Origin of the sequence: Clostridium sp. AM22-11AC, assembly GCF_003473545.1 — a bacterium.
GTDB lineage: Bacteria > Bacillota > Clostridia > Lachnospirales > Lachnospiraceae > Enterocloster.
This window is the reverse complement of the sequence record NZ_QUCM01000001.1, coordinates 201,756-228,544: the sequence shown is the minus strand read 5'-3', so window position 1 is coordinate 228,544 and position 26,789 is coordinate 201,756. Positions and strand designations below refer to the sequence as shown.

The window sequence follows — 26,789 nt, the reverse complement described above, 5'->3', positions numbered from 1 at the left end:
AAGCATGAGCAGCCGTACAAGAGAGATCAACAAAATAACCATGGCGATCATCCGTATTTCGGTAAAGCTGATGCTTCTTGCTCTTTTGATCCTTCTTTTATATGAAGCAGTGATCCGGGGGTATGCTTTTGGCCATGCGGTGTTTTATGCAGAGGCAGTGGAAGCAGCTCCGGGTCATGATATTACTGTAGTGGTAAAAGACGGGGAAGATGTGTCACAGGCAGCTGATGAGCTGGAGAAAAAGGGTCTGATCAAAAATATCTATGCCTTTTTATTCCAGAGTCGTTTTTATGATTATGATAAGATATACCCGGGAACCTATACGTTCAATACTTCCATGACTTCCAAGGAGATCCTTCAAAAACTGAGCGAAAAGCCGGAAAATGAAGAGGACGAAAAATCCGGGGATAAATCAGGGAGCACAAAAACAACACAAAAGAGCGCAGATCAGAGTACTGAAAAATCAGAAAGTGATCAGCAAAAACGTCAGTCAGACCTTCAGACAGAAGAAGCAAATGCAGCAGATCCTGCAAAGAGCACCCTTTCATCGGGAGAAGCCCAGGCAGATGCGCATTCCTATTCTGGTGAAGATGAGGAAGAAGGCGGCTGGATCGAAGATGTGATAGAGGACGGACAAAATGATCATAGATAACAGGATTACAGAATATCTTCATTCCCTGGAAATAAGCAGGGGAGAACTTCTGGATACAATTGAAAAAAAGGCGATTGAAGACGGAGTTCCTATTATCCGCAGTGAGACAGCCGCCCTGCTTAGAAGCCTGACAGCAGCATTAAGACCGGAAAATATTCTGGAGATCGGAACGGCTGTAGGTTATTCTGCGTTACAGATGTGTCAGGTGATGCCGGAAAACTGCCATATCACTACCATTGAAAAATACGAAAAACGTATTCCTGAGGCGAAAGAAAATTTTAGAAAAGCCGGGGAAGAAAGCCGCATTACCTTTTTAGAGGGAGATGCGGATATGTGGCTGAAAGAATTAAAAGGAAAACAGTTTGATCTGGTATTTATGGATGCAGCGAAAGGACAGTATTTAAACTGGCTGCCTCTGCTGTTAGACCTGATGCCTGTAGGAGCCGTGCTTATTTCCGATAATGTGCTCCAGGATGGGGATGTAGTCCAGTCCCGTTTTGCAGTGCAGCGCAGGAACCGTACCATCCACAGCAGGATGCGTGAGTATCTGTATGAATTAAAGCATATGGAAGAATTTGAAACAGCGGTGATCCCTATAGGAGATGGAGTGACCATCAGTACCAGGATCAGATAGGAGAAGATAGATAAATGAGAAAGACAGAGTTATTAATACCGGCAGGCAGTCTGGATGTATTAAAAACAGCCGTTATTTACGGTGCGGATGCCGTATATATAGGAGGAGAGGCTTTTGGATTGAGAGCCAAAGCACATAACTTCTCCTTAGAGGACATGAAAGAGGGAATTGCCTTTGCCCATGCGCATGATGTTAAGGTCTATGTAACAGCCAATATTCTGGCTCATAATCAGGACCTGCCAGGGGTGGAGGCTTATTTTGAAGAATTAAAGGAAGTGGGACCAGATGCACTGATCATTTCTGATCCAGGTGTATTTGAGATCGCAAAGAGAGTACTTCCGGATACAGAACTTCATGTAAGCACACAGGCAAATAATACCAACTACGGCACATATCTGTTCTGGAACCGTATGGGTGCAAAGCGTGTGGTTTCCGCAAGAGAGCTTTCTTTAGCTGAGATCAAGGAGATCCGCTCTCATATCCCGGATGATATGGAGATTGAAAGTTTCATCCATGGTGCTATGTGCATTTCCTATTCCGGAAGATGTCTGCTGAGTAACTTCTTTACAGGTCGTGACGCCAACCAGGGTGCCTGTACCCATCCATGCCGCTGGAAATATTCCATTGTAGAAGAGACCAGACCGGGAGAGTACATGCCTGTATATGAAAATGAAAGAGGCACTTATATCTTTAACTCCAAGGACCTTTGCATGATCGAGCATGTTCCGGAGCTGATCGATGCGGGAATTGACAGCTTTAAGATCGAAGGACGTATGAAGACAGCTTTGTATGTAGCGACTGTAGCAAGAACCTACCGCAAAGCCATTGATGATTATCTGAAAGATCCGAAGCTTTATGAGGCAAATATGGAATGGTACAAGGAAGAGATCGGAAAATGTACCTACCGTGAATTTACTACAGGTTTCTACTTTGGAAAGCCGGGAAGTGATGCCCAGATCTACAACAGCAATACTTATGTAAAGAATTATACCTATCTTGGCACAGTGGAAGAGGCGGACGGAAAAGGTCGTTGCCGCATTGAACAGAAAAATAAGTTCTCTGTAGGCGAGACCATTGAGATCATGAAGCCGGACGGTCGAAATCTGGAAGTAGTTGTAAAGAGCATCTGCGATGAAGATGGAAATGAGCAGGAAAGTGCTCCACATCCAAAACAGATCCTGTGGGTAGATTTAGGAGCAGATGTGGATAAGTATGATATTCTCCGCAAAAAAGAGGATAATTAATAATTGTTAAAATATAGCTGAATGATAAAAAGGAGGTGCTCTATGGCAGATATGATCCTGTTGGGACTGGCGATCATCTGTACTGCATATTTTATGGTTATTGTTTTTTATGCAGGTATGGGAACCTCCTTTGCCTTTATCTGGCTTTTCTTTGCTGCTCTTTGTGTATTTCTTGTATATGGAAAATGGTATTACAGGAAAAATATGGACCGCATCCCACAGTGGGTGCCGGTGAGCATTGTTACTACCTGTATTGCCGGTGTGGTCATTATGGCAGCCCTTTGTATCATGGTGTTTATGGGAGCGGCAGCCAGTGAAGAAAGGGACCTTGACTATGTGATCGTTTTGGGAGCCAGAGTCAAGGAACATACAGTAAGCAATTCTTTAAAAAAGAGGCTGGATAAGGCCATTGAATATGCAGAGAAAAATCCGGAAACCTATCTGGTGCTGTCAGGAGGCAAAGGACCGGATGAACCTGTATCAGAAGCCCAGGCTATGTACCAGTATCTGGTATACAACGGCGTAAGACCCAGTCAGCTTCTTTTGGAAGAACATTCCGTAAGCACAGTGGAAAATCTGGCATACAGCAAGATCATCATTGACAGCCACAGGGAAGTAATCCGTCATCAGAGAGAAGAAAGAAACCGCCTGACATTTCAACGGGAACCAAAAGGCGGTTATCTTATTGCAGCGGACAAACCTCTGGATGTGGGTGTCCTTACCAGTAATTTCCATGTATACAGAGCCTGCATGATTGCAAAAAAATGGGGTTTTGAAAATGTCTACGGCATCAGCGCCCAGTCAGACCCTGTGCTGTTTATCCATTTGTGTGTGCGTGAATGTGCATCCATAGTAAAGGACAGAATAATGGGGAACATGTAAGGGCCCCAGAAGAAAAACAAGCGTCTGCAAAGCAGACATTTGTTTTTCTTGGGCCCTTAACGAGCAAACCGTCTGCGTAAGCAGACAGTGGAGCGCGAAGCGCGTGTTTGCGAGTCTACTAACGAACGAGCAAACCGTCTGCGCAAGCAGACAGTGGAGCGCGAAGCGCGTGTTTGCGAGTCTACTAACGAACGAACAACCAGCCTGCGATAGCAGGCAGTAAAGCACGAAGTGCGAGGTTGTGAGTGACCGGGACGCGACATCCCTCACGCAAGGGATTTCCCAGCCTCATGGAAAACCAAACAAGATAGGAGACCAATTCAAAATGAACAGACAGCAGATGCTTGAAAAAGTAGAAAACCTTTCTGCCTACGAGGTAAAAGACCGTCGTTTTGTAGAAGAGATGAATTCCGAAGGAATGGTGCTGGAACATAGAAAAAGCGGTGCCAGACTGTTCCTCATGAGCAACGAAGACGACAACAAAGTATTTTCAATCGGCTTCAGAACACCGCCTGCGGACAGTACCGGACTGCCTCATATCCTGGAGCACAGCGTACTGGAAGGTTCTGAAAAGTTTCCGGTAAAAGATCCCTTTGTAGAGTTAGTAAAAGGTTCCTTAAATACCTTCTTAAATGCAATGACTTATCCGGACAAGACCGTATATCCGGTAGCCAGTTGCAATGATAAAGATTTCCAGAACCTGATGGATGTATATTTAGACGGTGTATTCCATCCGTCCATTTACAGAGAGCCAAAGATCTTCAAACAGGAAGGCTGGCATTATGAACTGCCTTCAGAGGATGCACCTCTTACTGTCAATGGTGTTGTATACAATGAGATGAAAGGTGCTTTTTCCTCACCGGAAAGCGTGCTGGAGCGTTTCACTTCATCAGTCCTTTTTCCAGATACCCCGTACAGCAATGAGTCTGGCGGTGACCCGGCAGTGATCCCCAACTTAAGCTATGAGCAGTTCATCCAATTCCACAAAGACTATTATCATCCGGCAAACAGCTATATCTATCTTTATGGCGATATGGATATGGAAGAAAAGCTTTTATGGCTGGATAAAGAATATTTATCTGCCTATGACAAAAAGGACTTTACCTTAGACTCTTCCATTGCATTACAGAAGCCATTTACAGAACCAGTTGAAAAAGAGACCACCTATTCTGTTACTGCGAATGAAGGTACAGAAGACAACACCTACTTATCTCTGAACACAGTGGTAGGAACAGATACAGATCCAATCCTCTATGTTGCATTCCAGATCCTGGACTACACGCTCATCAGCGCTCCGGGAGCACCATTAAAGCAGGCTCTGATCGATGCACATATTGGTCAGGATATTATGGGCGGCTATGAAAATGGTATTTTACAGCCTTATTTCTCTGTTGTGGCTAAGAATGCAAATAAAGAGCAGAAGGGTGAATTTTTATCCGTTGTAAAAGGCACTTTGAGAAAACTGGCTGATCAGGGAATTGACAAAAAGAGCCTGTTAGCAGGTTTAAATTACTATGAATTCCGTTACAGGGAAGCAGATTATGGTTCTGCTCCAAAGGGACTGATGTACGGTTTATGGTCTATGGACAGCTGGCTGTATGATGCAGATCCAATGCTTCACTTACAGTATCAGAAGACCTTCGATTATCTGAAAAAAGCAGCCCAGGAAGGCTATTTTGAGCAGCTTATCAAAGATTATCTCTTAGATAACCCTCATGAGGCAGTTGTGATCGTAAGCCCTGAAATTGACCTGACTGCAAGGGAAGATGCAGAACTGGCAGAGCGTCTGGCAAAGTATAAAGACTCCTTAAGCAGTGAACAGGTAAAAGCCCTGGTAAAAGAGACGGCAGAGCTGAAAGCATACCAGGAAGAACCTTCCACAAAAGAGGATCTGGAGAAGATCCCAATGCTTGGAAGAGAAGATATCAAACGCCAGTCAGAACCGTTTTCCTACAAAGTAAAAGAGGAAGAGAAAACCACGGTTGTCCACAGTCCAATGTTCACTTCCGGTATTGCTTATATCAAACTGCTTTTTGATATGAATGTGATCCCGAAAGAGGATCTGCCTTATGCATCCCTTTTAAAGTCTGTTTTAGGCTATGTGGATACAGAAAATTTTACCTACCGGGATCTTACCAGTGAGATCCATTTAAACAGCGGCGGACTGGACTTTTATGTTTCTTCCTGGGAAGACCTGAATGAAAAGGGTGCTTTTAAGGGGGCATTTACAGCAGGCATCAAGGTTCTTTATGAAAAAGTAGGTTTTGCTTTTGACATTATCAAAGAGATCCTTACAGCTTCTAAATTAGATGATGAGAAACGTCTGGGTGAGATCTTAGATGAGATGCGTTCCAGATCCAGAATGCGCTTGGAAGGTGCTTCCCACAGCGCAGCAGTTGCAAGAGCCTGCTCCTATTTCTCACCGGTAAGAGCCTTTGACGATATGACAGGCGGAATTGAATATTTCCATTTCCTGGAAAAAACAGCAGATGCCTACAGCAAGGATGAGAAATTCCGTAAGGAACTGGTCAGAAAGTTGAAGGAAACAGCAGAAAAATTGTTTGCAGCAGATAATCTTATGGTAGGTTATACAGCAGACGAGGAAGGCTACAAGGCTCTTCCGGAAGAATTAAAGAAATTCAAGGCTGCATTAAGTGATAAACCAAGCAGGAGATATGCTTTTGAATTTGTGCCGGAGCTGAAAAACGAAGGCTTTAAGACCTCTTCCAAGGTAAATTATGTGGCACGCTGCGGTTCTTTTGACGCAGAAGCTTACACTGGTGCCCTGGAAGTATTAAAGGTCATCATGAACTACGAATATTTATGGCAGAACCTGCGCGTGATCGGCGGCGCCTATGGCTGTATGAGTAATTTTGGAAGAAGCGGAACCGGCTGTCTGGTATCCTACAGAGATCCAAAGCTTGTAGCTACAGATAAGATCTACGAAGGTATCCCGGAATATTTAAAGAACTTCTCCATTGATGAGAGGGATATGACAAAATATGTGATCGGTGCCATGAGCAGCGTAGATACACCATTAAGCCCGGCAGTAAAAGGTTCCAGAAACCTGACTGCCTATTTATCCGGAATTACCGATGAAATGGTACAGAAAAAGAGAGAACAGATCCTGGATGTGACCCAGGAGGATATCCGCGCATTGGCAGATATCCTGGAGTCCATCTTAAAAACAGGTGCTTTCTGTGTCATTGGAAATGAACAGCAGATCGAAGCAGATAAAAACATGTTCAAAGAAGTGAAAGAACTGTTTCACTAATTCATAAACAGTACTTTATGAGTACGTATATATTAAACAGGAGAAAAGAATGGAAGATAACAAACAGAAAAAATCAGGTTTTGTAACACTGATCGGACGTCCAAATGTTGGAAAATCCACACTGATGAACCACCTGATCGGTCAGAAGATCGCAATTACTTCTGATAAGCCTCAGACGACCAGAAACAGGATCCAGACCGTTTACACTGACGACAGAGGTCAGATCGTTTTCCTTGATACCCCAGGTATCCACAAGGCAAAAAACAAGCTGGGCGAGTACATGGTCAATGTAGCGGAACACACATTAAAGGAAGTTGATGTGGTCTTATGGCTGGTTGAGCCTACTACCTTTATCGGTGCAGGAGAACGCCATATTGCAGAGCAGCTTTCAAAAGTGAACACACCGGTGATCCTGGTCATCAACAAGATTGACACGATTAAAGTGCAGGAAGAGATCCTGACCTTTATCGCTGCTTATAAAGATGTATGTGATTTCGCAGAGATCGTGCCATTATCCGCTTTAAAAGACAAAAATACAGATGTGCTTTTAGAACAGATCTTTAAGTATCTGCCTTATGGACCTCAGTTTTATGATGAAGATACAGTAACAGACCAGCCAATGCGCCAGATCGCAGCAGAGCTGATCCGTGAAAAGGCACTGCGTCTGTTAGATGATGAGATCCCTCATGGAATTGCCGTTGTCATTGAACAGATGAAAGAGCGTCCAAACGGTATTATTGATATTGAAGCAAGTATTGTCTGCGAGCGCGAGTCCCACAAGGGCATCATCATCGGAAAAGGCGGCTCCATGTTAAAGAAGATCGGTACAGTAGCCCGCCGTGAGATTGAAAACATGATGGAGACCAAGGTCAACCTCCAACTCTGGGTAAAGGTTAGAAAAGAGTGGAGAGACAGCGAGCTTTACATGAAGAATTACGGATATAATCAGAAAGACGTATAGACGTATATATAATAGAAACTGCATAGACGTAAGAATGTGCATTAAATGACAGATCTTGCAGATTAAATGTACTCTCGGAGTCTTTTCTGCACTTGCCTTTGCGGCCGATTTTCCGCCATTTGCACCCGAATTTCATCAACGTACGCACCGCGTACGCCTCAGAAATTTGGGCACAACTGACAAAAAATCTTCTCGTAAAATCAAGTACAAAAAGATTCCGAGAGTACATGAAATAAGAAAGGAGGGCGCAGCATGCGGGATGTTTTAAGTGTTACAGGAATGGTCCTTTTAAGCGCACCCTCCGGTGACTATGACAGACGGCTGGTGCTTCTGACCCGGGAAAAAGGAAAGATAACCGCCTTTGCTCATGGTGTGAGAAGACCGGGAAGCAGCCTGATGGCAGCAAGCCGGCCTTTTTCTTTTGGAACCTTTCAGGTATATGAAGGAAGATCTGCCTACAATCTCCAGTCTGCCCAGATCACCAATTACTTTGATGAGTTGTCAGCAGATATGGAAGGAGCCTGCTATGGGGCTTATTTTCTGGAAGTGGCTTCCTGGCTTTCCGATGAAAATATGGACGGAACGGAGCTTTTAAATCTTTTGTATGTGTCTTTAAAGGCATTAAGCAAAGAGGCTCTGCCAAATCCGCTGGTACGGCGCATTTTTGAACTTCGTGCCATGGTCATTAACGGTGTGTATACACAGGAGCCGGAAGGAAGAGTGTCGGAGTCCTGCGTTTATGCGTGGCAATATGTGATCGCGACTCCCTTAGGTTCCCTGTATACATTTACACTGAAAGAAGATGTTTTGAGGGAATTTTCCAGGGAAGTGCAGCATGCCATGGATGAATACATACACCATGAGTTTAAGTCCTTAGAGATCCTGGAAGTGCTCTCCGGGGGAAAAACGGCCCGTCCGGTTAGCTGAAAATGAGCTAAAGGGCTTGAAATTATGCCATTCAGAGGATATAATATGCCATATGTCTGAAAGGAATTAGGAAGAGAATGAAGAAAAAACTTCTTGCGGCGGCTGTTGTTCTGACAGCAGTGCTTATGCTTGGAGGCTGCGAAGGCTTATCTGCAAAAAACGCAAAAGGACCGGAAACAGAAGAAAGCTGTCTTTATATTACGAAAGATGGTAACCTTCAGTGGGTCAGCGTGGAAACGTATGAAGGCGGCAGCTATTCCAAAGAGGAACTTTTAGACTTTGCATCTGAAAAGATAAAGGAATACAATGAAGCCAATGGGACAGAAAGCTCAAAAGAGCCGGTAACTCTGGTTTCAGGAAGTCTGGAAAAGGGAAAAGCAGTTCTTATCACCTCTTATGACAGTGGGGAAAGTCTTGTGGACTTTGCCAGTGAAATAGGAGATGATACCATGCCTTTTACGGAAATTAAAACCGGCACACCGGAGGAACTTTCAGAAGATCTGAAAGCTGCAGGTGTGGACTATGAAGCTGCTTTGGCGACCGGTTCCTTTGCTGTTGTTTTACAGGGAGAAGGAATGGTCCAGACAGAGGCTGACTTGCTGGATGCAGACGGAGGCTGTGATGTCCATGACGGACATTTTATAAAGACAGGTTCCGGAACAAGTGTAATCGTAACTAAGTAAAAATGGCAGTTTGCAGATGAGTGGTCCACGGATCTGCAGAATGCTTGTAAAGAGAGAGGATACTGATATGGAAAAGACAATGGAAAAAATCGTAGCTCTTGCAAAAAACAGAGGTTTCGTATATCCAGGTTCTGAGATCTATGGCGGTCTTGCAAATACCTGGGATTACGGTAATCTGGGCGTTGAGCTGAAGAACAACGTAAAGAAAGCCTGGTGGCAGAAATTCGTACAGGAAAGCCCTTATAACGTAGGTGTTGACTGTGCCATCTTAATGAACTCCCAGACATGGGTAGCCAGCGGACATCTGGGCGGTTTCTCCGATCCTCTGATGGACTGTAAGCAGTGTAAAGAACGTTTCCGCGCTGACAAGCTGATCGAAGATTATAACGATGAGCATGGCATTGAGATCGAAGGTTCTGTAGACGGCTGGTCCCAGGAACAGATGAAGCAGTATATCGAAGACAAGCATATCTGCTGCCCAAGCTGTGGTGCTCACGACTTTACAGATATCCGTCAGTTCAACCTGATGTTCAAGACATTCCAGGGTGTAACCGAGGATGCTAAGAATACGGTATACCTTCGTCCAGAGACTGCTCAGGGTATTTTCGTAAACTTCAAGAATGTACAGAGAACTTCCAGAAAGAAAGTTCCATTTGGTATCGGACAGATCGGTAAGTCCTTCCGTAACGAGATCACACCTGGTAACTTTACTTTCCGTACCAGAGAGTTTGAGCAGATGGAGCTTGAATTCTTCTGCAAACCAGGTACTGACCTTGAGTGGTTTGCTTACTGGAAACAGTACTGCATCGACTGGCTGCAGAAATTAGGCATTAAGCCAGATGAAATGCGTGCAAGAGACCATTCTTCAGAAGAACTGTGCTTCTACAGCAAGGCTACTACTGACCTGGAATTCCAGTTCCCATTTGGCTGGGGCGAGCTTTGGGGTATTGCAGACAGAACTGACTATGATCTGACCCAGCATCAGACTGTATCCGGACAGGATATGACTTACTTTGATGATGAGAGCAAGGAAAAATATATCCCATATGTAATCGAGCCTTCACTGGGTGCTGACCGTGTAACCTTAGCATTCCTGTGTGCAGCATATGACGAAGAAGAGATCGGAGAAGGTGATGTAAGAACTGTCCTTCACTTCCACCCGGCTCTGGCACCTGTAAAGGTAGGCGTTCTGCCACTGTCCAAGAAGTTAAACGAAGGAGCAGAAAAGGTATACGCTGAACTGAGCAAGTACTTCAACTGCGAATTCGATGACAGAGGAAACATCGGTAAGCGTTACAGAAGACAGGATGAGATCGGTACTCCATTCTGCGTAACCTATGACTTTGACTCTGAAGAAGACCATGCAGTAACTGTCCGTGACAGAGACACCATGGAGCAGGTTCGTATCCCGATCGCTGAGTTAAAGGATTACTTTGCTGATAAGTTTATGTTCTAATTGAGATTTAAGTTAAACTTTAAATTAAAAATGCCCGTTTTCCTGTTTTGGGGAAGCGGGCATTTTGCTATGTATATTGAGAACGCGCCAGTGACGCGTTCGCTGATTTTAGAATGATTTTATAAATGATAGTGAGGAAGTATGATATAATGAGTCCATTGGAGGTCCTTACTTATGAAACTAAAGACCCGCTTAGCGGTTGCATTTATGATCATCACCATTGTTCCCATGCTTCTTATTTTTGTGTCCTTTTTTGCCATCAATGATCATCAGGCACGTTCCTTTACAAAAGAGTATGGTCTGACGGAACAGGTGGATCTTTTAAATGGTAATTCTACCCAGGTATTTAACCGTCTGACCCGCCGGGTACAGCAGGTGATCCGGGAAGAACTGGATAAAAAGCCTGAATTATATGAAGACAGCAGTCATTTAGATGAGGTCAATGCGGAACTTCAGAAGCATTATGCTTATCTGGTAGTGCGAAAGGGAACCGACATCATTTATTTTGGTGATGCAGACGAGGAAAATAAGACCCAGCTGTGTGAGCAGCTGCCGGAATTTGATATCCTTCAGGGAGATTTAGAGGGCGGTATCTACTTAGACGGCGAGAGCCAGCATCTGGTAAAGCAGATGGATTTTCAGTTCCCGGATAAGACAGAAGGAAGCGTATTTATTATTTCCAATGTAGATGATCTGCTGCCGGAAGTAAAATCCATGATCCGGGAAATGCTCTTTTTAGGTGTTATGATCCTTCTGATCGCCGGAATTACCCTGACGTTCTGGGTTTATCAGTCTATTTTAAGCCCCTTAAACAAGCTTCAGGAAGCTACCAAGAAGATCCGCGACGGCAATCTGGAATTTACCCTGGATGTGGACGCAGATGATGAAATCGGCCATCTTTGCCAGGACTTTGAAGAAATGCGTATGCGCTTAAAAGAAAGTGCAGAGGAAAAAGTCCAGTATGACAAAGAAAGCAAAGAGCTGATTAGCAATATTTCCCATGACTTAAAGACACCGATCACAGCTATTAAGGGCTATGTGGAAGGTATTATGGACGGAGTGGCATCTTCACCGGAAAAGCTGGATAAATACATCAGGACCATTTATAATAAAGCTAATGACATGGACCGCCTCATCGATGAGCTGACATTCTATTCTAAGATCGATACCAACAAGATCCCATATACATTCTCCAAGATCAATGTTTCCCAGTATTTCAGGGACTGCGTGGAAGAAGTGGGACTGGATATGGAAGCAAGAGGTATTGAACTGGGATATTTTAACTACGTAGATGAAGACGTAGTGGTCATTGCCGATGCAGAGCAGATGAAGCGTGTGATCAACAATATCATCAGCAATTCTGTGAAATATCTGGACAAGAAAAAAGGTATTATCAATATCCGCATCAAGGATGACGGGGATTTCATCCAGGTGGAGATCGAGGACAATGGAAAAGGAATTGCAGCCAAAGATCTGCCAAATATCTTTGACCGGTTCTACCGCACCGACTCTTCCAGAAATTCTTCCCAGGGCGGAAGCGGTATCGGTCTGTCCATTGTGCGAAAGATCATTGAGGATCACGGTGGCCGTATCTGGGCTACCAGTAAAGAGGGAATCGGAACAGAGGTGCACTTTGTTTTAAGAAAATATCAGGAGGTTGTGCAGGAATGAGTAAAATACTGATCGTAGAAGATGAGGAAAGCATTGCAGAGCTGGAAAAGGATTATCTGGAGCTGTCAGGCTTTGAAGTAGAAATAGAAAATAATGGTACAGACGGTTTAGAACGGGCATTAAAAGAGGAATATGACCTGCTGATCCTGGATCTGATGCTTCCGGGAACCGATGGTTTTGAGATCTGCCGCCGGGTACGTGAGGTGAAAAATACCCCTATTATCATGGTTTCCGCAAAGAAAGAAGATATTGACAAGATCCGCGGACTGGGACTGGGAGCTGACGATTACATCACCAAGCCATTCAGTCCAAGTGAAATGGTAGCCAGAGTAAAAGCCCATATGGCAAGATATGAGCGCCTGGTAGGAAGCGGCCAGCCGGCAAATGAGATCATCGAGATCCGCGGTCTTAAGATCGACAAGACTGCCAGAAGAGTGTGGGTAAACGGGGAAGAAAAGACCTTTACAACCAAGGAATTCGACCTGCTTTCCTTCCTGGCACAAAATCCCAACCATGTATTTACAAAAGAAGAGCTTTTCTCCAAAATCTGGGATATGGAATCCATTGGAGATATTGCCACTGTAACAGTGCATATTAAAAAGATAAGAGAGAAGATCGAGTTTAATACAGCAAAGCCTCAGTATATTGAGACTATCTGGGGAGTGGGGTATCGGTTTAAGATATAATGAGTCCAAGAGAAAAACAAGCGCCGCTAAAAGCGGCATTTGTTTTTCTTGGACCATTAACGAGCGTTCCGTCTGCGTCAGCAGGCGGAACTTTTTTCTTTCCAGACACATCAAAGAAGCGTCTGGGGCACGAATAAATGCTTTTGTATACAATGCACATTCGCAAATACGAACCAACAACGGATATGTGAAAATGACAGAAAGTGGAAGCGCTTACACTGGTTTTTACAGTAAAATTAACAAATTTTTTCAAAGTTTTGCCTCCAAAAGGGTTTACTGAAAAAAACTTTGTGATATAATAAACACGTTGGACGGACGAAGGGAGTCATTGGTTCCGCCCTAAGTTAAGCTAAGTCGGCAAACGTCAGGTGAAAGGGGTCTGGCGGACTGCTATATCAGAGGAGGAAAAGACTTATGGCAACAAAGTGGGTTTACTTGTTCAGTGAAGGCAATGCAAACATGAGAAATCTTTTAGGAGGTAAAGGTGCAAACCTGGCTGAGATGACAAATCTTGGTTTACCGGTTCCTCAGGGATTTACAATTACAACAGAAGCTTGTACACAGTACTATGAAGATGGCAGAAAGATCAATGACGAGATCATGGGCCAGATCATGGAATATATCGGAAAGATGGAAGAGATCACCGGCAAGAAGTTTGGTGATAAGGAAAATCCACTTCTGGTTTCCGTTCGTTCCGGTGCTAGAGCATCCATGCCTGGTATGATGGACACCATCCTGAACTTAGGTCTGAATGAAGAAGTAGTAGAGGTTCTGGCTAAGAAGTCCGGCAATCCACGTTGGGCTTGGGACTGCTACAGAAGATTTATCCAGATGTTCTCCGATGTTGTTATGGAAGTCGGAAAGAAATACTTTGAAGAGCTCATCGACAAGATGAAAGCTGAAAAAGGCGTTAAGCAGGACGTTGAACTGACTGCAGAAGATCTGCATGATCTGGCTGAGCAGTTCAAGGCTGAATATAAAGAGAAGATCGGAAAAGATTTCCCAACTGATCCTAAGGAGCAGTTAATGGAAGCAATCAAGGCTGTATTCCGTTCATGGGATAACCCAAGAGCAAATGTTTACCGTCGTGACAACGATATCCCATATTCCTGGGGTACTGCAGTAAACGTACAGATGATGGCATTTGGTAACATGGGTGAGACCTCCGGTACTGGTGTTGCATTTACCCGTGACCCAGCAACTGGTGAGAAGCACTTAATGGGCGAGTTCCTGATGAATGCACAGGGCGAAGACGTAGTAGCTGGTGTGCGTACACCTCAGAAGATCGACCAGTTAAAGGAAGTTATGCCAGAAGTTTATGAGCAGTTCGTAGGTATCTGCCATACTCTGGAAGACCACTATAGAGATATGCAGGATATGGAGTTCACCATTGAGGACAGAAAGCTGTACATGTTACAGACCCGTAATGGTAAGAGAACTGCAAAGGCTGCATTAAAGATCGCCTGCGACTTAGTTGACGAAGGCATGATCGATGAGAAGAAAGCAGTTAAGATGATCGATCCACGTAACCTGGATACACTGCTTCATCCTCAGTTTGACGCTGCTGCACTTAAGAAGGCTGAGCCTGTAGCTAAGGCACTGGCTGCTTCACCAGGTGCTGCCTGCGGTAAGATCGTATTTACAGCAGAAGATGCAAAGACTTGGAAGGCAAAAGGCGAGAAGGTAGTTCTGGTTCGTCTGGAGACCTCTCCTGAAGATATTGAAGGTATGAAGGCTGCTCAGGGTATCCTGACTGTCCGCGGTGGTATGACCAGCCATGCAGCAGTAGTTGCACGTGGTATGGGTACCTGCTGTGTATCCGGCTGCTCCGATATCATTATGGACGAAGCGAACAAGAAGTTCGTTCTGGCTGGAAAAGAATACCATGAAGGTGACTGGCTGTCTATTGATGGTTCTACCGGTAAGATCTACGATGGCATTATCCCAACTGTAGATGCTACCATCGCTGGTGAGTTCGGAAGAATCATGGCATGGGCTGACAAATATAGAAGATTACAGGTTCGTACCAATGCAGATACTCCTAGAGATGCTGCAAAGGCTAGAGAGCTTGGCGCAGAAGGTATCGGTCTTTGCCGTACAGAGCATATGTTCTTTGAAGGCAACAGAATTGATGCATTCCGTGAGATGATCTGCTCTGAAACAGTAGAAGAAAGAGAAGCAGCTCTGGAGAAGATCTTACCTGAGCAGCAGGGAGATTTCGAGAAGCTGTACGAAGCTCTGGAAGGCAACCCAGTTACCATCCGTTTCCTGGATCCGCCTCTGCATGAGTTCGTTCCTACTGAGGAAGAAGATATTAAGAAACTGGCTGACGCACAGGGCAAGACTGTTGAACAGATCAAAGCTATCTGCGATGCACTTCATGAGTTCAACCCAATGATGGGACATCGTGGCTGCCGTCTGGCTGTTACCTATCCTGAGATCGCTAAGATGCAGACAAAGGCTGTTATCCGTGCAGCTATCAATGTTAAGAAGGCTCATGCAGACTGGAACGTTTGCCCAGAGATCATGATCCCTCTGATCTGCGATACCAAGGAATTAAAGTATGTTAAGAAGATCGTTGTTGAGACCGCTGATGCTGAGATCGCAGCAGCTGGTGTTGACCTGAAATACGAAGTTGGTACTATGATCGAGATCCCAAGAGCAGCTTTAACTGCTGATGAGATCGCTAAGGACGCTGAGTTCTTCTGCTTCGGTACTAACGACTTAACCCAGATGACTTACGGATTCTCCCGTGATGATGCTGGCAAGTTCTTAAACGCTTACTATGATGCTAAGATCTTCGAGAATGATCCATTTGCAAAACTGGATCAGACTGGCGTAGGCAAGCTGATGGAAATGGCTATTAAGTTAGGAAAGGCTACACGTCCTGAACTTCATGTAGGTATCTGCGGCGAGCACGGCGGTGACCCAAGCTCCGTAGAATTCTGCCACAAGATCGGACTGGACTATGTATCCTGCTCACCATTCCGTGTACCGATCGCTCGTTTAGCAGCAGCACAGGCAGCTCTGGCAGACTAATTGCAGAGATTTAAAACAGGCTAATCGATTAAAAATTGTTATATAAGGGATAAAAGTGACAGCGCTGAAGGAAACTTCGGCGCTGTTGCTTTTTTGTATCTTTCTTAATAAATCTTACGGAAGTTTGATATTTTTGTGAAACGCTTTACTGTATCTGGGGAAAATGCTATGATGAAAACAACGAGTGCCCCGCCTGCCAAAGCAGGCATATCGCGTACAGGCATGAGTAAAGCTTATGATAGCAGAAGAAAGGAATTGAAATTAAGAATGAAGAAATGGATGAAGATCTGCCTGATGGCAGCAGCATCTGCCATGTTATTAGCAGGCTGCGGTACAAAAGATAATACAGCAGAGACAACAGCAGTTGAAACAACTGCAAAGGCAGAAGATACAAAAGAAACTGAGACAGAAAAAGCAGAAGAGACAACCCGGGCTGCAGCAAGTGAAACAGCAGAAACTACAGAGGCAGCAGAGGAAAACAGTGAACTGGATCTGGCAGCAGCTGCGGGAAAGCACCATGTAGAGATCACTGTAAAAGATTACGGCACCATTAATGTAGAATTAGACGGGGATGCAGCACCGATCACAGTTGCAAACTTTTTAGATCTGGCTGGAAACGGATTTTATGACGGACTTACCTTCCACCGCATCATCAGTGGATTTATGATCCAGGGCGGTGACCCATTAGGAACAGGTATGGGCGGTTCCGAGCGTGAGATCAAAGGCGAATTTGACTCCAATGGCGTGAAAAATCCATTATCCCATACAAGAGGAGCTATTTCTATGGCAAGAGCCCAGCGTAAGGACAGCGCAAGCTCCCAGTTCTTTATCGTACATGAGGACAGTACCTTCTTAGACGGTGAATATGCCTGCTTTGGTTATGTAACGGACGGTATGGATGTGGTTGACGCGATCTGTGAAGATACAAAGGTAGAAGACAACAACGGAACAGTTGCAAAAGAAAACCAGCCGGTGATCGAAAGTATTAAGGTGATCGACTGACAGGGGAGTTTACAGGCCAGGTGCTCAAAAAAGGAGTATGGAGTATGAGAAAAAATGTAGGAAAAAAGAAACTGCTTTTAACGGTTCTGTCGGCACTGACATTGTCATTAGCTGCAACCATAGGTGCATTTGCAGATGAAAGTGATACCTCAAAGCTGGTATCCGGCACCAAGATCAATGGCGTAGGTGTAGGTGGATTGACGCCAGATGAAGCAAAAGCAAGGATCGAAGGCTTTTATGCTGGGGAATATACACTGAATATCAAGGAAAAAGGCGGAAAAGAAGAGAGCATCAAAGGCAGCGATATTGGCTACCAGGTGACTGTTTCCGGCAGTATCCAGAATATTTTGGACAGTCAGAATGCCACCGGCCGTGTAGCAGGACCTTCCGGTGAAAATACGCATACAATGGAAATTTCTGCCCAGTATAACGAAGAGGCGTTAAACAATAAGATCAGCAATCTTTCCTGCATCAGTGGCGGAAGTATTGTGACAACAAAAGATGCTTCCATCTCTGCTTATGAAGAAGGAAAAGAATTTACCATCGTTCCGGCTGTACAGGGAAATGATGTGGACCCGGAAAAGACAAAACAGGTGATCACAGCTGTTGTAAGAGCCGGAAGCAGGGAACTTTCCCTGGAAGAAACCGGCTGTTACCGTACCGTTGGTGTCTGGGAAAGTGATGAAAACCTGAAGGCTTTATGTGCAGCTATGAACAGCCGCAGGACCAAACAGCTGCGGTATGTATTTGGAGATGCGTCAGAAGTCCTTTCCGGCGAGACCATGGCCAGCTGGATCACAGGAAGCAGCAATGGACAGGTAACTCTGGATCAGGAAAAAGTCGCAGCATTTGTGGCAAATCTGGCGGCAACTTACGATACAGCAGGAAAGACACGTACCTTTACAGGGGTAACAGGAGCAGAATACCAGCTTACAGGCCCTTATGGATGGAAGATTGACCAGGCAGGCGAGATCGCAGCCCTTACTGAGCTGATCCAGAGTGTTTCGGCATGGCAGGATGGTGACAGTGCAGACAGGGAGCCTGTATACAGCCAGAGTGCAGTTTCCAGAACAGGTGGTGACTGGGGCAATACATATGTACAGGTGGATCTTGGCGGACAGCATGTATACATGGTAAAAGATGGTACCGTTGTCTGGGATGCGCCCTGTGTAACAGGAAATGTGTCAAAGGATTATACAACACCGGCAGGTATCTACAGTCTGACTTATAAAGAAAAAGACCGTATCCTGCGTGGAAAGAAGCTGGATAACGGCAAATATGAATACGAAAGCCATGTAGATTACTGGATGCCATTTAACGGAGGCATCGGACTTCATGATGCTTCCTGGAGAAGCAAATTCGGTGGAACCATTTATCAGACCAGCGGCAGCCATGGCTGCGTAAATCTGCCACCGGCCAGTGCAGCAACTTTATATGATCTGCTTTACAAGGGAATACCGGTGATCTGCACGCCATAAATAAAGAGATGACGGGAGCAGAAACCATAAAAAAGAATGTGCCTTGGCACATTCTCGCGCCGAGCGCGGTCGCTTGCGACAAACTTCCTCATCGCGCGAGTGCGCATCGTTGGCAGGTCGTGCCTTTTTGTGTACTAGGGAGTTCCAACAGAATTTCCTAGTACATAAAATAAAAACAGATGGAACCGACCTGGCTCCATCTGTTTTTTAAATGTTTTTTGTTTACTTACGGAAATTCTAGGGTTCTTCTTCTGTCAGTTCTTCGTAATTTAAGGTTTCGCCTAAAGGCGTATTTTTCCAGGGAAGAACCGGTTGCAAACGGATCTCAACTGTAATGTCCTTCCGGTTGTAAAGCTTGCGGAAGTTGCTGATAATACGTTTTAAGACCATTTCTCCTTTTTCAATGGTTACAGTAGGCAGTAAGATCAGGTACTGGCTGATACTGTAACGGGTGAATACATCACTGCAGCGCAGGGAAGCCATAATGGAAGTATTTAAGTGTTCCATTGCTTTTTGAAGAATCATGCTCTTTGGAGTTTTTCCGTCGATCCCTGTAACTGTCAGCAGGCAGAGATAAATAGAGTCTCCGGTACGCTGGATAGAACGGCGCTCTAACTGGAACAGATCCCTGAAAATAGGATATTCACAGTAGAAAGCCCCACCGCTGCTTTTCTCGTTTAAGGAAGTCTGGATAGAGTCAAGGTTTGTATTGATGCCACGTTCACTGTTACGGATGATATTATACAGCTCCTTAAAATGTTCCGTTGGTGAAATGGAAAATTCATTGTAGAACAGGTCTAAGGTATTGCTATATTCTTCAAGTGCCTGGCTGGTATGGCCGTCCTTATATAAGGAATAGACCAGGTGATAATGAAATTCCTCATCAAAAGGCTCGATCCCAATAGCAGTCTGGCAGATGGAAGTGATCTGGCTGTAATCCTGCTTGTCCAAAAGCAGCTGGATGGTCTTATAAACCAGTTTCTGGTACAGGGAATGGTAATAAGCGCTGATGGGAACCACCCATGATTCGTATTCTGATTTTGGAAGGAAATCACCCTTGTAAATAGAAAGACCCTCCATACACAGGGACAGATTTTCTTCTGGATCAAGGGAGTTGCTTAAAGCCCGGTTGCATACAGACTCAAATTCATCAATATCTAAAACCGTAGGATAATCCTGGGTCCAGGCATATGTTCCCCGCTGCTGGACTAACAGTTTCTGCGGGGAGATCCCTAACGGCTCTAACAGTTTACGGGAACGGAACATAAGGGTTTTTAATGCTCCGTTTGGATTGACACCGGGATCATCGGCCCAGATGATACGGATCAGTTCAGCAGGGTTGATATCCTTTTTCTGGAATATAACAAGATACTCTAATAATGCCCAGGGCTTTTTTGACTGATTGCTGTTGTCATTGATCTGGCAGCCGTTTGTGCGGATAGAAAAACCGCCAAGGGTCTGTACATGGATCGTTGGTCTCTGTTCAGAAGAAGATGGCATAATGGCAGGTCTCCTTTATATATCATTTTTATATCGTGCATTTGAATTTATACAATAAGTATAACTATACGCTATGGAAATGTCCAGTTTATTAAGACGAAAAAACGAAAAAATTAAGTATTTTGTAACCGATTTGTAACCGGAAACTGCTATACTGAAAATAGTATAAAACAGAATAATAAACAGAAAGTGGGTGAAAAAATGTCAGTAGCAAAGACTGGAGCAATACCGAATTCTTATCGTCAGATTCATATTGCAGTGGATGATTTTGAAAACAGGATATTAAAAGGAAGGATCAATCATGAAAGTAAGGAGTATGGCATTGTTTTTTACAGCCTTTCTGAAATGGTGTTTGCTTTAGAGGAGCTGTTTGAGGAGATCCATTACCCTATGAAAAGTGTGGACCACCGCAATTTCAGCAAAAAAGAATATCTGGATCTGAAAGAGGAAAGCAGGGAAGTAAGAATAGAAGGATTAAAGTCTGAAACAAGAGGAAAACTTGCGGATTTTTGCCTGCGGGTCCAGTATCGTTATTATGCTTCCTGGCAGGGGCAGATCGAACAGATCGGAACGAACGCCAAAAGACATTTTGACAGCTTTATGGAACTGATGGACTTTTTAGACCAGCAGTTAGGGGAAGGTGTAACAAGACTTCCCTATGGACTTGGCAAAAAGATGTGTGAAGTCACTGTAAACAATTATGAAGGTCATGTGATGAGCGGGGATGTGTCCCATCCGGCAGTAGAAGACAGACGGGCTTTTTATAATGAATTTGAGCTGAGGGAAAAGATCGCGGAAATGATCGATCCTCTTCCGGAACAGGAAAAAGAACCGGCAGTGATCATTTCACGCAGTTTCCGTGTGGAAAATGGAAATTATGGTCCTGCAACCTTTGTAGTCCGGGTGCTGTTTCGCAGGAATTCTACCTGGCAGGGAACGGTTGGCTGGAAGGAAAAACGCTGCCAGGTAAGCTTCAGAAGCTTTATGGAACTGCTCCTTTTAATGCATGAGGCTGTGGCAAGATCCGGACAGTGGGAGAAAGAGCCTGTAAAGAAGACACATACAGCATGATCTTTTAAGGAAAACATCTTGGAAAGGACAGAATGATGTATGGAAGACAGTAAAAAAAGCGGCAGAGATACTCTGTGGAAAATACTGGTCTGCGTTGCACTTCTGGTATTTTTAGTAAGCGGCGGCCTGACTTTGCGCAGTTATCTTGCAGATAAAAGAGCTCAGGAAGAGTATGAACGCCTTGCAAGGGAAGCAGCCCAGACGACCCAGGAGACCATTACAATAGAAGAAACAGAAAAACAGGAACTGGAGACAGAACCTGAAAAAGAGGAATACCAGTCACCCTATGATTTTGATACATTAAAAAAGGAAAATCCTGATACCATTGGCTGGATCCATATTCCAGATACAAAGATCAGTTATCCTATTGTACAGGGAACAGATAATGATTTTTATCTGAAACATGATTTTAACGGGGAAGCAAGTGTAGCCGGAAGTATTTATCTGGACTACGAAAGCGAAGGTGACTTTGAGGGAAGAAATAATATCCTTTACGGCCACAATATGAAGAACGGAAGCATGTTTAAAGATATTGTCCGCTATAAAGACCCTTCTTATTTTAAAGAGCATCAGTATTTTTCTATTTATACTCCTGAACGGGAGATACGTTTAAAGGCGGTATCCTGCTATTATGGAGAGGCAAAGCCCATTGTGCGCAAGACCCGTTTTAAGAGTCAGGAAGCTTTTGATGAGTTTGTAAAAGAGATGATCGCCCCTTGCTCCTATGCGGAAACCGTAGAATACCCGGTGAAAGCGCTGTATACATTTGTAACCTGCAGCTATGAGATCAATGATGCAAGAACTTTCTTGTTCGCTGTGGAGGCAGATGAACAGGGAAATGAGATCACGGCGGATGAAGAGTATCAGCAGAAAATGACAGACCTGATGATTAAAAAGGCAGAGGAAGCAGAGGCAGTTTCTAAGGAAGCTGGGAAAAAGTAGGAAAATATAGTGGAAAATATGGCCTGTTAAAATAAAAATTACTATTGGAAAAGCGGAGCAGTTATGCTATACTAAGCGGGAAAATGCTGATTTATATAAAAATCAGCAGTCAGGAAGGCTGTTTCGCGAAAGAAGCCAAGGAAAACGAAGAAGTCATACCTGGTAACAGGTATGGCTTTCATTTATGGTGATGTTACCGCCAGGTGACATGTCTGTTTGTTATAAGGACAGGTATTTTTTGATAACAGACTTTCGAAATACAGGCAAAAGGAGAGAACAATTATGAAAAGAAATGTAATGAGAACAATGAGCCTGGCATTTGCTGGAATAATGGCAGCAGGTGCATTAACAGCATGTGGCGGAAATAATACAGCAGCTACTACAGCAGCTCCGGCAGAGCAGACAAGCGCAGCAGGAGAAAGCGCAGCTGAAGAGGCTACAGCAGCTTCCGGCGAAAAGAAGGTTTTAAAGGTAGCTATGGAGTGTGCATACGCACCATACAACTGGACACAGCCAGATGATTCCAACGGCGCTGTACCAATTAATGACAGCAACGAATATGCTTATGGATACGATGTTATGATGGCAAAGAAGATCTGTGATGAGTTAGGATATGACCTGCAGATCGTTCGTCTTGACTGGGATTCACTGATCCCTGCTGTAAGCACTGGACAGGTTGACTGCGTTATTGCCGGTCAGTCCATTACTACAGAGCGTCTTCAGGCAGTTGATTTTACTGAGCCATATTACTATGCAACCATCGTTACCCTGGTTAAGAACGGCAGTAAGTACGCTGACGCTAAGAGCGTAGCTGACCTGGCTGGTGCAACCTGTACTTCCCAGCAGAGCACCATCTGGTATGATACCTGCCTTCCACAGATCCAGGATGCAAATATCTTAGCTGCAACAGCAAGTGCACCAGATATGCTGATGTCCTTAAATGCTGACAAGTGTGATTTGGTTGTAACTGACCAGCCAACCGGTAAGGGTGCTTTAGTTGCTTATCCAGATTTCAAGCTTCTTGAATTTGGCGGCGGCGAAGATGATTTCCAGGTAACTGACGAAGATATCAACATTGGTATTTCCTTAAAGAAGGGCAATACTGAGTTAAAGGAAGCTATTGACAGTGTTCTGTCCAAGATGACAAAAGATGATTTCTCTGCAATGATGGATGAGGCAATTTCCGTACAGCCTCTGGCAAACTAATTGAAGAGATAAAAAGGAGAAAGTTATGCCAACAGATTTTTTGGGCCGTGTAATGGTCGTATTCAACCGCTACGGCATGTCTATGTTGCAGGGTGCAGGCGTCAGCTTAAAGATCGCTTTAGTAGGTACGCTGGTAGGATGCCTCATCGGCTTTGCCGTAGGTATTGTCCAGACCATTCCTTCTGAAAAGGGAGACAATCCTTTAAAGAAGGGAGCTTTGTGGATCATACGGCTGATCTTAAATGCTTATGTGGAATTTTTCAGGGGTACACCTATGATGGCCCAGGCTATGTTTATCTACTATGGCCTTATGCCTTTGCTGGGAATTAATTCTACTATTACCCAGGCTGCTTATTTTATCTTATCTATTAATACAGGTGCCTATATGGCAGAGACTGTACGAGGCGGTATCCTTTCTATTGACCCGGGACAGACTGAAGGAGCAAAATCCATTGGTATGACCCATGTTCAGACTATGATCTACGTTATCCTGCCTCAGGCTCTGCGTAACCTGATGCCTCAGATCGGCAACAACCTGATCATCAATATCAAGGACAGCTGCGTGCTTTCTGTTATTGGTGTGGCAGAACTGCTGTATAAGACAAAGGCAGCTGCAGGCGCCCTTTACATGAACTTTGAGACCTATACCATTACCATGATCATGTATTTTATCATGACATTTACCTGCTCCAGACTGCTGCGTCTGTGGGAGAAGAAGATGGATGGTGCAGACAATTTTGACCTGGCAACCACAGATACACTGGCTTATACCAGTGGTATGTACCGTTATCCGGATGATAAGAAGGAGGAGCAGTAATGAGCGAAAAGATTTTGGAGATCCGCCATTTAAGCAAGACCTTTGGCACCAATCTGGTCTTAAAGGATATTGATTTTACAGTAAACAGCAAGGATGTTACCTGTATCATCGGAGCTTCCGGTTCCGGTAAGTCCACCTTGCTTCGCTGCTTAAACTTACTGGAAACACCGACTACCGGCGAGATTTTATATCATGGAAATAACATTGCCGATGCAAAGGTAAATGCACCGAAATACCGTTCCAGAGTTGGTATGGTATTCCAGAGCTTTAACCTGTTCAACAACATGACCGTTCTTGAAAACTGCATGGTGGGACAGGTCAAGGTGTTAAAGAAGGGTAAGGAAGAGTCAAAGCAGAAGGCCATGTATTACCTGGAAAAAGTTGGCATGGCTCCTTATATCAATGCAAAACCAAGACAGCTTTCCGGCGGTCAGAAACAGCGTGTAGCCATTGCAAGAGCCCTGGCTATGGAGCCTGAGGTACTGCTGTTTGATGAGCCCACATCCGCGCTGGATCCCCAGATGGTTGGAGAGGTTCTGGAAGTTATGCGCAAGCTTGCAAAAGAAGGTCTGACCATGATCATTGTTACTCATGAGATGGCATTTGCAAGAGATGTATCTACCCATGTTGTATACATGGCAAACGGTGTCATCGTAGAAGAGGGAACACCGGCTGATATTTTTGCAAATCCTCAAAGAGAGCAGACGATGGAATTCCTTGGAAGATTTATGCATGAGAAATAAAAAGAATGAGAAAAAAGCCTATGCAGGCTGCCTGAATGGCAGCTGCATGGGCTTTTTTATGTATTATACATATCCCGAATGCGCCAACAGCGTATTTGCTGGTTGAAATGGAAATGCTTATCTGTTTGGTTTAACCCTTCAGACCAGAGGTACTAATTCCTTCTACCAGGTATTTCTGGAAGAAAATGAAGATCAGTACGGATGGAAGGATGGAAAGGCTTGCCATTGCGAACATAGCGCCGTAGTCGGAAGAAGAACCTGGGTCGCAGAACAGTTTTAATGCCAGGCTGACCGGATACATGGCGGTTTTGTTGATATAAAGCAGGGCGGAAAGGAAATCATCCCATCTCCACATAAAGGAGAAGATGCAGCCGGTTACAACTGCCGGTTTGATCAGAGGGATCATGATCCTTGTAAAGATGCCCCAGTAGGAACAGCCGTCGATCTTTGCTGCTTCGTCCAGTTCGATCGGAATACCGCCGATGAAGTTGGAAAGCAGGTATACGAAAAATCCCTGGATCGCGAAGAAGTATGGGACAGTCAGGGGAAGGAAAGAACCGACCCAGCCTAATTTCTGGTACCACAGATACTGCGGGATCATAAGAACCTGTGCAGGAAGCATCATGGATAACAGCATTGCGGAAAATAAAATTCCTTTTCCACGGAACTTAAATCTTGCGAAACCGTAGGCTACAACAGCAGAGGAAGCAATGGTTCCAATGGTAGCGATCACGGAGATGAAGATAGAGTTTTTAAAGAAAGTGGAGAAAGAGATCTTTGCAAATCCTTTCCAGCCGTTTGCGTAGTTATCCGTTACAAAATGTTCCGGGATCAGGGAACTGGCGGTTGTGAAAATGGTGTTGGTCTCCTTAAAGGAGCTCATAACCATCCAGATCAGAGGATAGACCATGATGATACCAATGGCAAATATGATGATGTGGTAGAGCGCAGCTCCTGCCAGACGTTTTTCCTTCATGTCTACAGTCCTCCTTCATATACCCAGAACCGCTTGGTTGCAAACAGGAACAGGGTGATCAGTCCGATCATCAGCAGCATGACCCAAGCCATGGCAGCGCCATAACCAGTGTTGTAAAACTCAAATGACTGCTGATACATATAAACGGTGTAAAGCAAAGTGGAGTTCATTGGCTTACCCTGTGTAATGATGTAGCACTGGGTAAATGCCAGAAATCCGTTGATCATCTGCATAACCAGGTTAAAGAAAATAGTTGGTGTCAGCAGAGGAAGTGTGATCTTAAAGAAACGGGATACTGGGTTGGCACCGTCTACCATGGCTGCCTCATAAAGAGAAGTCGGGATCTGCTTTAAAGAAGATAAGAAGATCAGCATGGAAGAACCAAACTGCCATACAGCTAACAGGATCAGGATCCAGATGGCTGTTTTTGTATCACCTAACCAGGAAATACTGGTTTTAATACCAATAGAACCTAAAAGTTTATTTACAACACCGTCCATAGCGAACATACGCTTCCAAAGGATAGCGACTGCTACAGAACCTCCGATAATGGAAGGCAGATAGTAAGCTGCTCTGTAAATACCGGACATTTTGGTGTTTTTTAACAGGAGCATTGCAACCAGTAAAGCGAAGATCAGCTTTAAAGGAACAGATACAAAAGCAAAGAAGAAAGTAACTTTGATGGTCTGTAAAAAAGTACCATCAGCGATCATATTTTTAAAGTTATCAAGACCTGTAAAAACAGGCGGGGACAAAATATTATATTTGCAAAAGGAATAATAAAGGGAAATGCCCATGGGAACGATCATAAAGAAGAGAAAGCCCAGGGTAAAGGGAAGAGTAAACATGATGCCTGCTGTATCTTCCCGGTTAAACAAGCTGCGAATGGTTTTCATGTCAAACCTCCTGTTTTTGGATGTCTTGGGATAAAAGATAGTTTACAAT

The 26,789-nt window shown here is 44.4% G+C and carries 22 protein-coding genes; 19 read left to right on the top strand and 3 right to left on the bottom strand.

Features of this window, described 5'->3' with window-relative positions:
- Positions 1–4: 4 nt before the first annotated feature.
- The 14 genes from DW251_RS01155 (at position 5) to DW251_RS01090 (ending at position 18,589) form a co-directional block, all read left to right on the top strand.
- Positions 5–652, top strand: a complete 648-nt coding sequence (locus tag DW251_RS01155; RefSeq protein WP_118299974.1) for an endolytic transglycosylase MltG — start codon at positions 5–7, stop codon at positions 650–652.
- Complete coding sequence (locus tag DW251_RS01150) at positions 639–1,286, top strand: O-methyltransferase (protein WP_118299973.1); 648 nt, start codon at positions 639–641, stop codon at positions 1,284–1,286. The genes DW251_RS01155 and DW251_RS01150 overlap by 14 nt, the downstream gene beginning before the upstream one ends.
- A gap of 14 nt (positions 1,287–1,300) precedes the next feature.
- Positions 1,301–2,530: a U32 family peptidase gene (locus DW251_RS01145; protein WP_021871043.1), complete on the top strand. Its 1,230-nt coding sequence runs from the start codon at positions 1,301–1,303 to the stop codon at positions 2,528–2,530.
- Between the two features lie 42 nt (positions 2,531–2,572).
- Positions 2,573–3,412 (top strand): YdcF family protein, encoded by an 840-nt coding sequence (locus tag DW251_RS01140; RefSeq protein WP_118299972.1) that lies wholly within the window; start codon positions 2,573–2,575, stop codon positions 3,410–3,412.
- Positions 3,413–3,737: 325 nt separating this feature from the next.
- Positions 3,738–6,686: an insulinase family protein gene (locus DW251_RS01135; RefSeq protein ID WP_118299971.1), complete on the top strand. Its 2,949-nt coding sequence runs from the start codon at positions 3,738–3,740 to the stop codon at positions 6,684–6,686.
- A 49-nt stretch (positions 6,687–6,735) separates the two neighbouring features.
- A complete protein-coding gene (era, locus tag DW251_RS01130; RefSeq protein ID WP_021871046.1) occupies positions 6,736–7,647 on the top strand; it encodes a GTPase Era in 912 nt (303 codons plus the stop codon).
- Between the two features lie 252 nt (positions 7,648–7,899).
- Complete coding sequence (gene recO, locus DW251_RS01125; protein WP_021871047.1) at positions 7,900–8,574, top strand: DNA repair protein RecO; 675 nt, start codon at positions 7,900–7,902, stop codon at positions 8,572–8,574.
- Positions 8,575–8,651: 77 nt separating this feature from the next.
- Positions 8,652–9,257 (top strand): hypothetical protein, encoded by a 606-nt coding sequence (locus DW251_RS01120; protein WP_118299970.1) that lies wholly within the window; start codon positions 8,652–8,654, stop codon positions 9,255–9,257.
- 67 nt (positions 9,258–9,324) lie between these two features.
- Entirely contained in the window at positions 9,325–10,713 is a 1,389-nt protein-coding gene (locus tag DW251_RS01115) for a glycine--tRNA ligase (protein ID WP_118300157.1), read from the top strand.
- A 174-nt stretch (positions 10,714–10,887) separates the two neighbouring features.
- A complete protein-coding gene (locus DW251_RS01110; protein ID WP_021871050.1) occupies positions 10,888–12,384 on the top strand; it encodes a HAMP domain-containing sensor histidine kinase in 1,497 nt (498 codons plus the stop codon).
- Entirely contained in the window at positions 12,381–13,070 is a 690-nt protein-coding gene (locus tag DW251_RS01105; RefSeq protein ID WP_021871051.1) for a response regulator transcription factor, read from the top strand. Before DW251_RS01110 ends, DW251_RS01105 begins: the two co-directional genes overlap by 4 nt.
- Before the next feature lie 414 nt (positions 13,071–13,484).
- Positions 13,485–16,109, top strand: a complete 2,625-nt coding sequence (gene ppdK / locus DW251_RS01100; protein WP_021871052.1) for a pyruvate, phosphate dikinase — start codon at positions 13,485–13,487, stop codon at positions 16,107–16,109.
- A 267-nt stretch (positions 16,110–16,376) separates the two neighbouring features.
- Complete coding sequence (locus DW251_RS01095) at positions 16,377–17,111, top strand: peptidylprolyl isomerase (protein ID WP_021871053.1); 735 nt, start codon at positions 16,377–16,379, stop codon at positions 17,109–17,111.
- Positions 17,112–17,155: 44 nt separating this feature from the next.
- Complete coding sequence (locus DW251_RS01090) at positions 17,156–18,589, top strand: L,D-transpeptidase family protein (RefSeq protein ID WP_118299969.1); 1,434 nt, start codon at positions 17,156–17,158, stop codon at positions 18,587–18,589.
- Between the two features lie 237 nt (positions 18,590–18,826).
- On the opposite strand, the gene DW251_RS01085 is transcribed toward DW251_RS01090, so the two are convergent.
- Positions 18,827–20,089 carry a BTAD domain-containing putative transcriptional regulator gene (locus DW251_RS01085; protein ID WP_118299968.1) on the bottom strand — a complete coding sequence of 421 codons (1,263 nt, stop codon included), beginning with the start codon at positions 20,087–20,089 and terminating at the stop codon, positions 18,827–18,829.
- A 201-nt stretch (positions 20,090–20,290) separates the two neighbouring features.
- On the opposite strand from DW251_RS01085, the gene DW251_RS01080 reads away from it, so the two are divergent.
- The 5 genes from DW251_RS01080 (at position 20,291) to DW251_RS01060 (ending at position 24,868) form a co-directional block, all read left to right on the top strand.
- Complete coding sequence (locus DW251_RS01080; RefSeq protein WP_021871056.1) at positions 20,291–21,160, top strand: hypothetical protein; 870 nt, start codon at positions 20,291–20,293, stop codon at positions 21,158–21,160.
- Between the two features lie 39 nt (positions 21,161–21,199).
- On the top strand, positions 21,200–22,102 hold the full coding sequence (srtB, locus tag DW251_RS01075) for a class B sortase (protein WP_021871057.1): 903 nt from the start codon (positions 21,200–21,202) through the stop codon (positions 22,100–22,102).
- 282 nt (positions 22,103–22,384) lie between these two features.
- Positions 22,385–23,308, top strand: a complete 924-nt coding sequence (locus tag DW251_RS01070) for a transporter substrate-binding domain-containing protein (RefSeq protein WP_118299967.1) — start codon at positions 22,385–22,387, stop codon at positions 23,306–23,308.
- Between the two features lie 25 nt (positions 23,309–23,333).
- On the top strand, positions 23,334–24,125 hold the full coding sequence (locus DW251_RS01065; RefSeq protein WP_118299966.1) for an amino acid ABC transporter permease: 792 nt from the start codon (positions 23,334–23,336) through the stop codon (positions 24,123–24,125).
- On the top strand, positions 24,125–24,868 hold the full coding sequence (locus tag DW251_RS01060; protein ID WP_021871060.1) for an amino acid ABC transporter ATP-binding protein: 744 nt from the start codon (positions 24,125–24,127) through the stop codon (positions 24,866–24,868). Before DW251_RS01065 ends, DW251_RS01060 begins: the two co-directional genes overlap by 1 nt.
- Positions 24,869–24,998: 130 nt before the next feature.
- Here DW251_RS01060 and DW251_RS01055 read toward each other — a convergent pair whose 3' ends face one another.
- Both DW251_RS01055 and DW251_RS01050 read right to left on the bottom strand, forming a co-directional pair.
- Positions 24,999–25,844: a carbohydrate ABC transporter permease gene (locus DW251_RS01055; RefSeq protein ID WP_021871061.1), complete on the bottom strand. Its 846-nt coding sequence runs from the start codon at positions 25,842–25,844 to the stop codon at positions 24,999–25,001.
- A gap of 2 nt (positions 25,845–25,846) precedes the next feature.
- Positions 25,847–26,740 carry a sugar ABC transporter permease gene (locus DW251_RS01050; RefSeq protein WP_021871062.1) on the bottom strand — a complete coding sequence of 298 codons (894 nt, stop codon included), beginning with the start codon at positions 26,738–26,740 and terminating at the stop codon, positions 25,847–25,849.
- Between the last annotated feature and the right edge of the window lie 49 nt (positions 26,741–26,789).

What these genes read in the sequence shown, in the direction of transcription:
- DW251_RS01155 (WP_118299974.1), top strand. Translation starts at nt 5, where the DNA reads ATGAGCAGCCGTACAAGAGAGATCAACAAAATAACCATGGCGATCATC.
- DW251_RS01150 (WP_118299973.1), top strand. Translation starts at nt 639, where the DNA reads ATGATCATAGATAACAGGATTACAGAATATCTTCATTCCCTGGAAATA.
- DW251_RS01145 (WP_021871043.1), top strand. Translation starts at nt 1,301, where the DNA reads ATGAGAAAGACAGAGTTATTAATACCGGCAGGCAGTCTGGATGTATTA.
- DW251_RS01140 (WP_118299972.1), top strand. Translation starts at nt 2,573, where the DNA reads ATGGCAGATATGATCCTGTTGGGACTGGCGATCATCTGTACTGCATAT.
- DW251_RS01135 (WP_118299971.1), top strand. Translation starts at nt 3,738, where the DNA reads ATGAACAGACAGCAGATGCTTGAAAAAGTAGAAAACCTTTCTGCCTAC.
- era (WP_021871046.1), top strand. Translation starts at nt 6,736, where the DNA reads ATGGAAGATAACAAACAGAAAAAATCAGGTTTTGTAACACTGATCGGA.
- recO (WP_021871047.1), top strand. Translation starts at nt 7,900, where the DNA reads ATGCGGGATGTTTTAAGTGTTACAGGAATGGTCCTTTTAAGCGCACCC.
- DW251_RS01120 (WP_118299970.1), top strand. Translation starts at nt 8,652, where the DNA reads ATGAAGAAAAAACTTCTTGCGGCGGCTGTTGTTCTGACAGCAGTGCTT.
- DW251_RS01115 (WP_118300157.1), top strand. Translation starts at nt 9,325, where the DNA reads ATGGAAAAGACAATGGAAAAAATCGTAGCTCTTGCAAAAAACAGAGGT.
- DW251_RS01110 (WP_021871050.1), top strand. Translation starts at nt 10,888, where the DNA reads ATGAAACTAAAGACCCGCTTAGCGGTTGCATTTATGATCATCACCATT.
- DW251_RS01105 (WP_021871051.1), top strand. Translation starts at nt 12,381, where the DNA reads ATGAGTAAAATACTGATCGTAGAAGATGAGGAAAGCATTGCAGAGCTG.
- ppdK (WP_021871052.1), top strand. Translation starts at nt 13,485, where the DNA reads ATGGCAACAAAGTGGGTTTACTTGTTCAGTGAAGGCAATGCAAACATG.
- DW251_RS01095 (WP_021871053.1), top strand. Translation starts at nt 16,377, where the DNA reads ATGAAGAAATGGATGAAGATCTGCCTGATGGCAGCAGCATCTGCCATG.
- DW251_RS01090 (WP_118299969.1), top strand. Translation starts at nt 17,156, where the DNA reads ATGAGAAAAAATGTAGGAAAAAAGAAACTGCTTTTAACGGTTCTGTCG.
- DW251_RS01085 (WP_118299968.1), bottom strand. Translation starts at nt 20,089, where the DNA reads ATGCCATCTTCTTCTGAACAGAGACCAACGATCCATGTACAGACCCTT.
- DW251_RS01080 (WP_021871056.1), top strand. Translation starts at nt 20,291, where the DNA reads ATGTCAGTAGCAAAGACTGGAGCAATACCGAATTCTTATCGTCAGATT.
- srtB (WP_021871057.1), top strand. Translation starts at nt 21,200, where the DNA reads ATGGAAGACAGTAAAAAAAGCGGCAGAGATACTCTGTGGAAAATACTG.
- DW251_RS01070 (WP_118299967.1), top strand. Translation starts at nt 22,385, where the DNA reads ATGAAAAGAAATGTAATGAGAACAATGAGCCTGGCATTTGCTGGAATA.
- DW251_RS01065 (WP_118299966.1), top strand. Translation starts at nt 23,334, where the DNA reads ATGCCAACAGATTTTTTGGGCCGTGTAATGGTCGTATTCAACCGCTAC.
- DW251_RS01060 (WP_021871060.1), top strand. Translation starts at nt 24,125, where the DNA reads ATGAGCGAAAAGATTTTGGAGATCCGCCATTTAAGCAAGACCTTTGGC.
- DW251_RS01055 (WP_021871061.1), bottom strand. Translation starts at nt 25,844, where the DNA reads ATGAAGGAAAAACGTCTGGCAGGAGCTGCGCTCTACCACATCATCATA.
- DW251_RS01050 (WP_021871062.1), bottom strand. Translation starts at nt 26,740, where the DNA reads ATGAAAACCATTCGCAGCTTGTTTAACCGGGAAGATACAGCAGGCATC.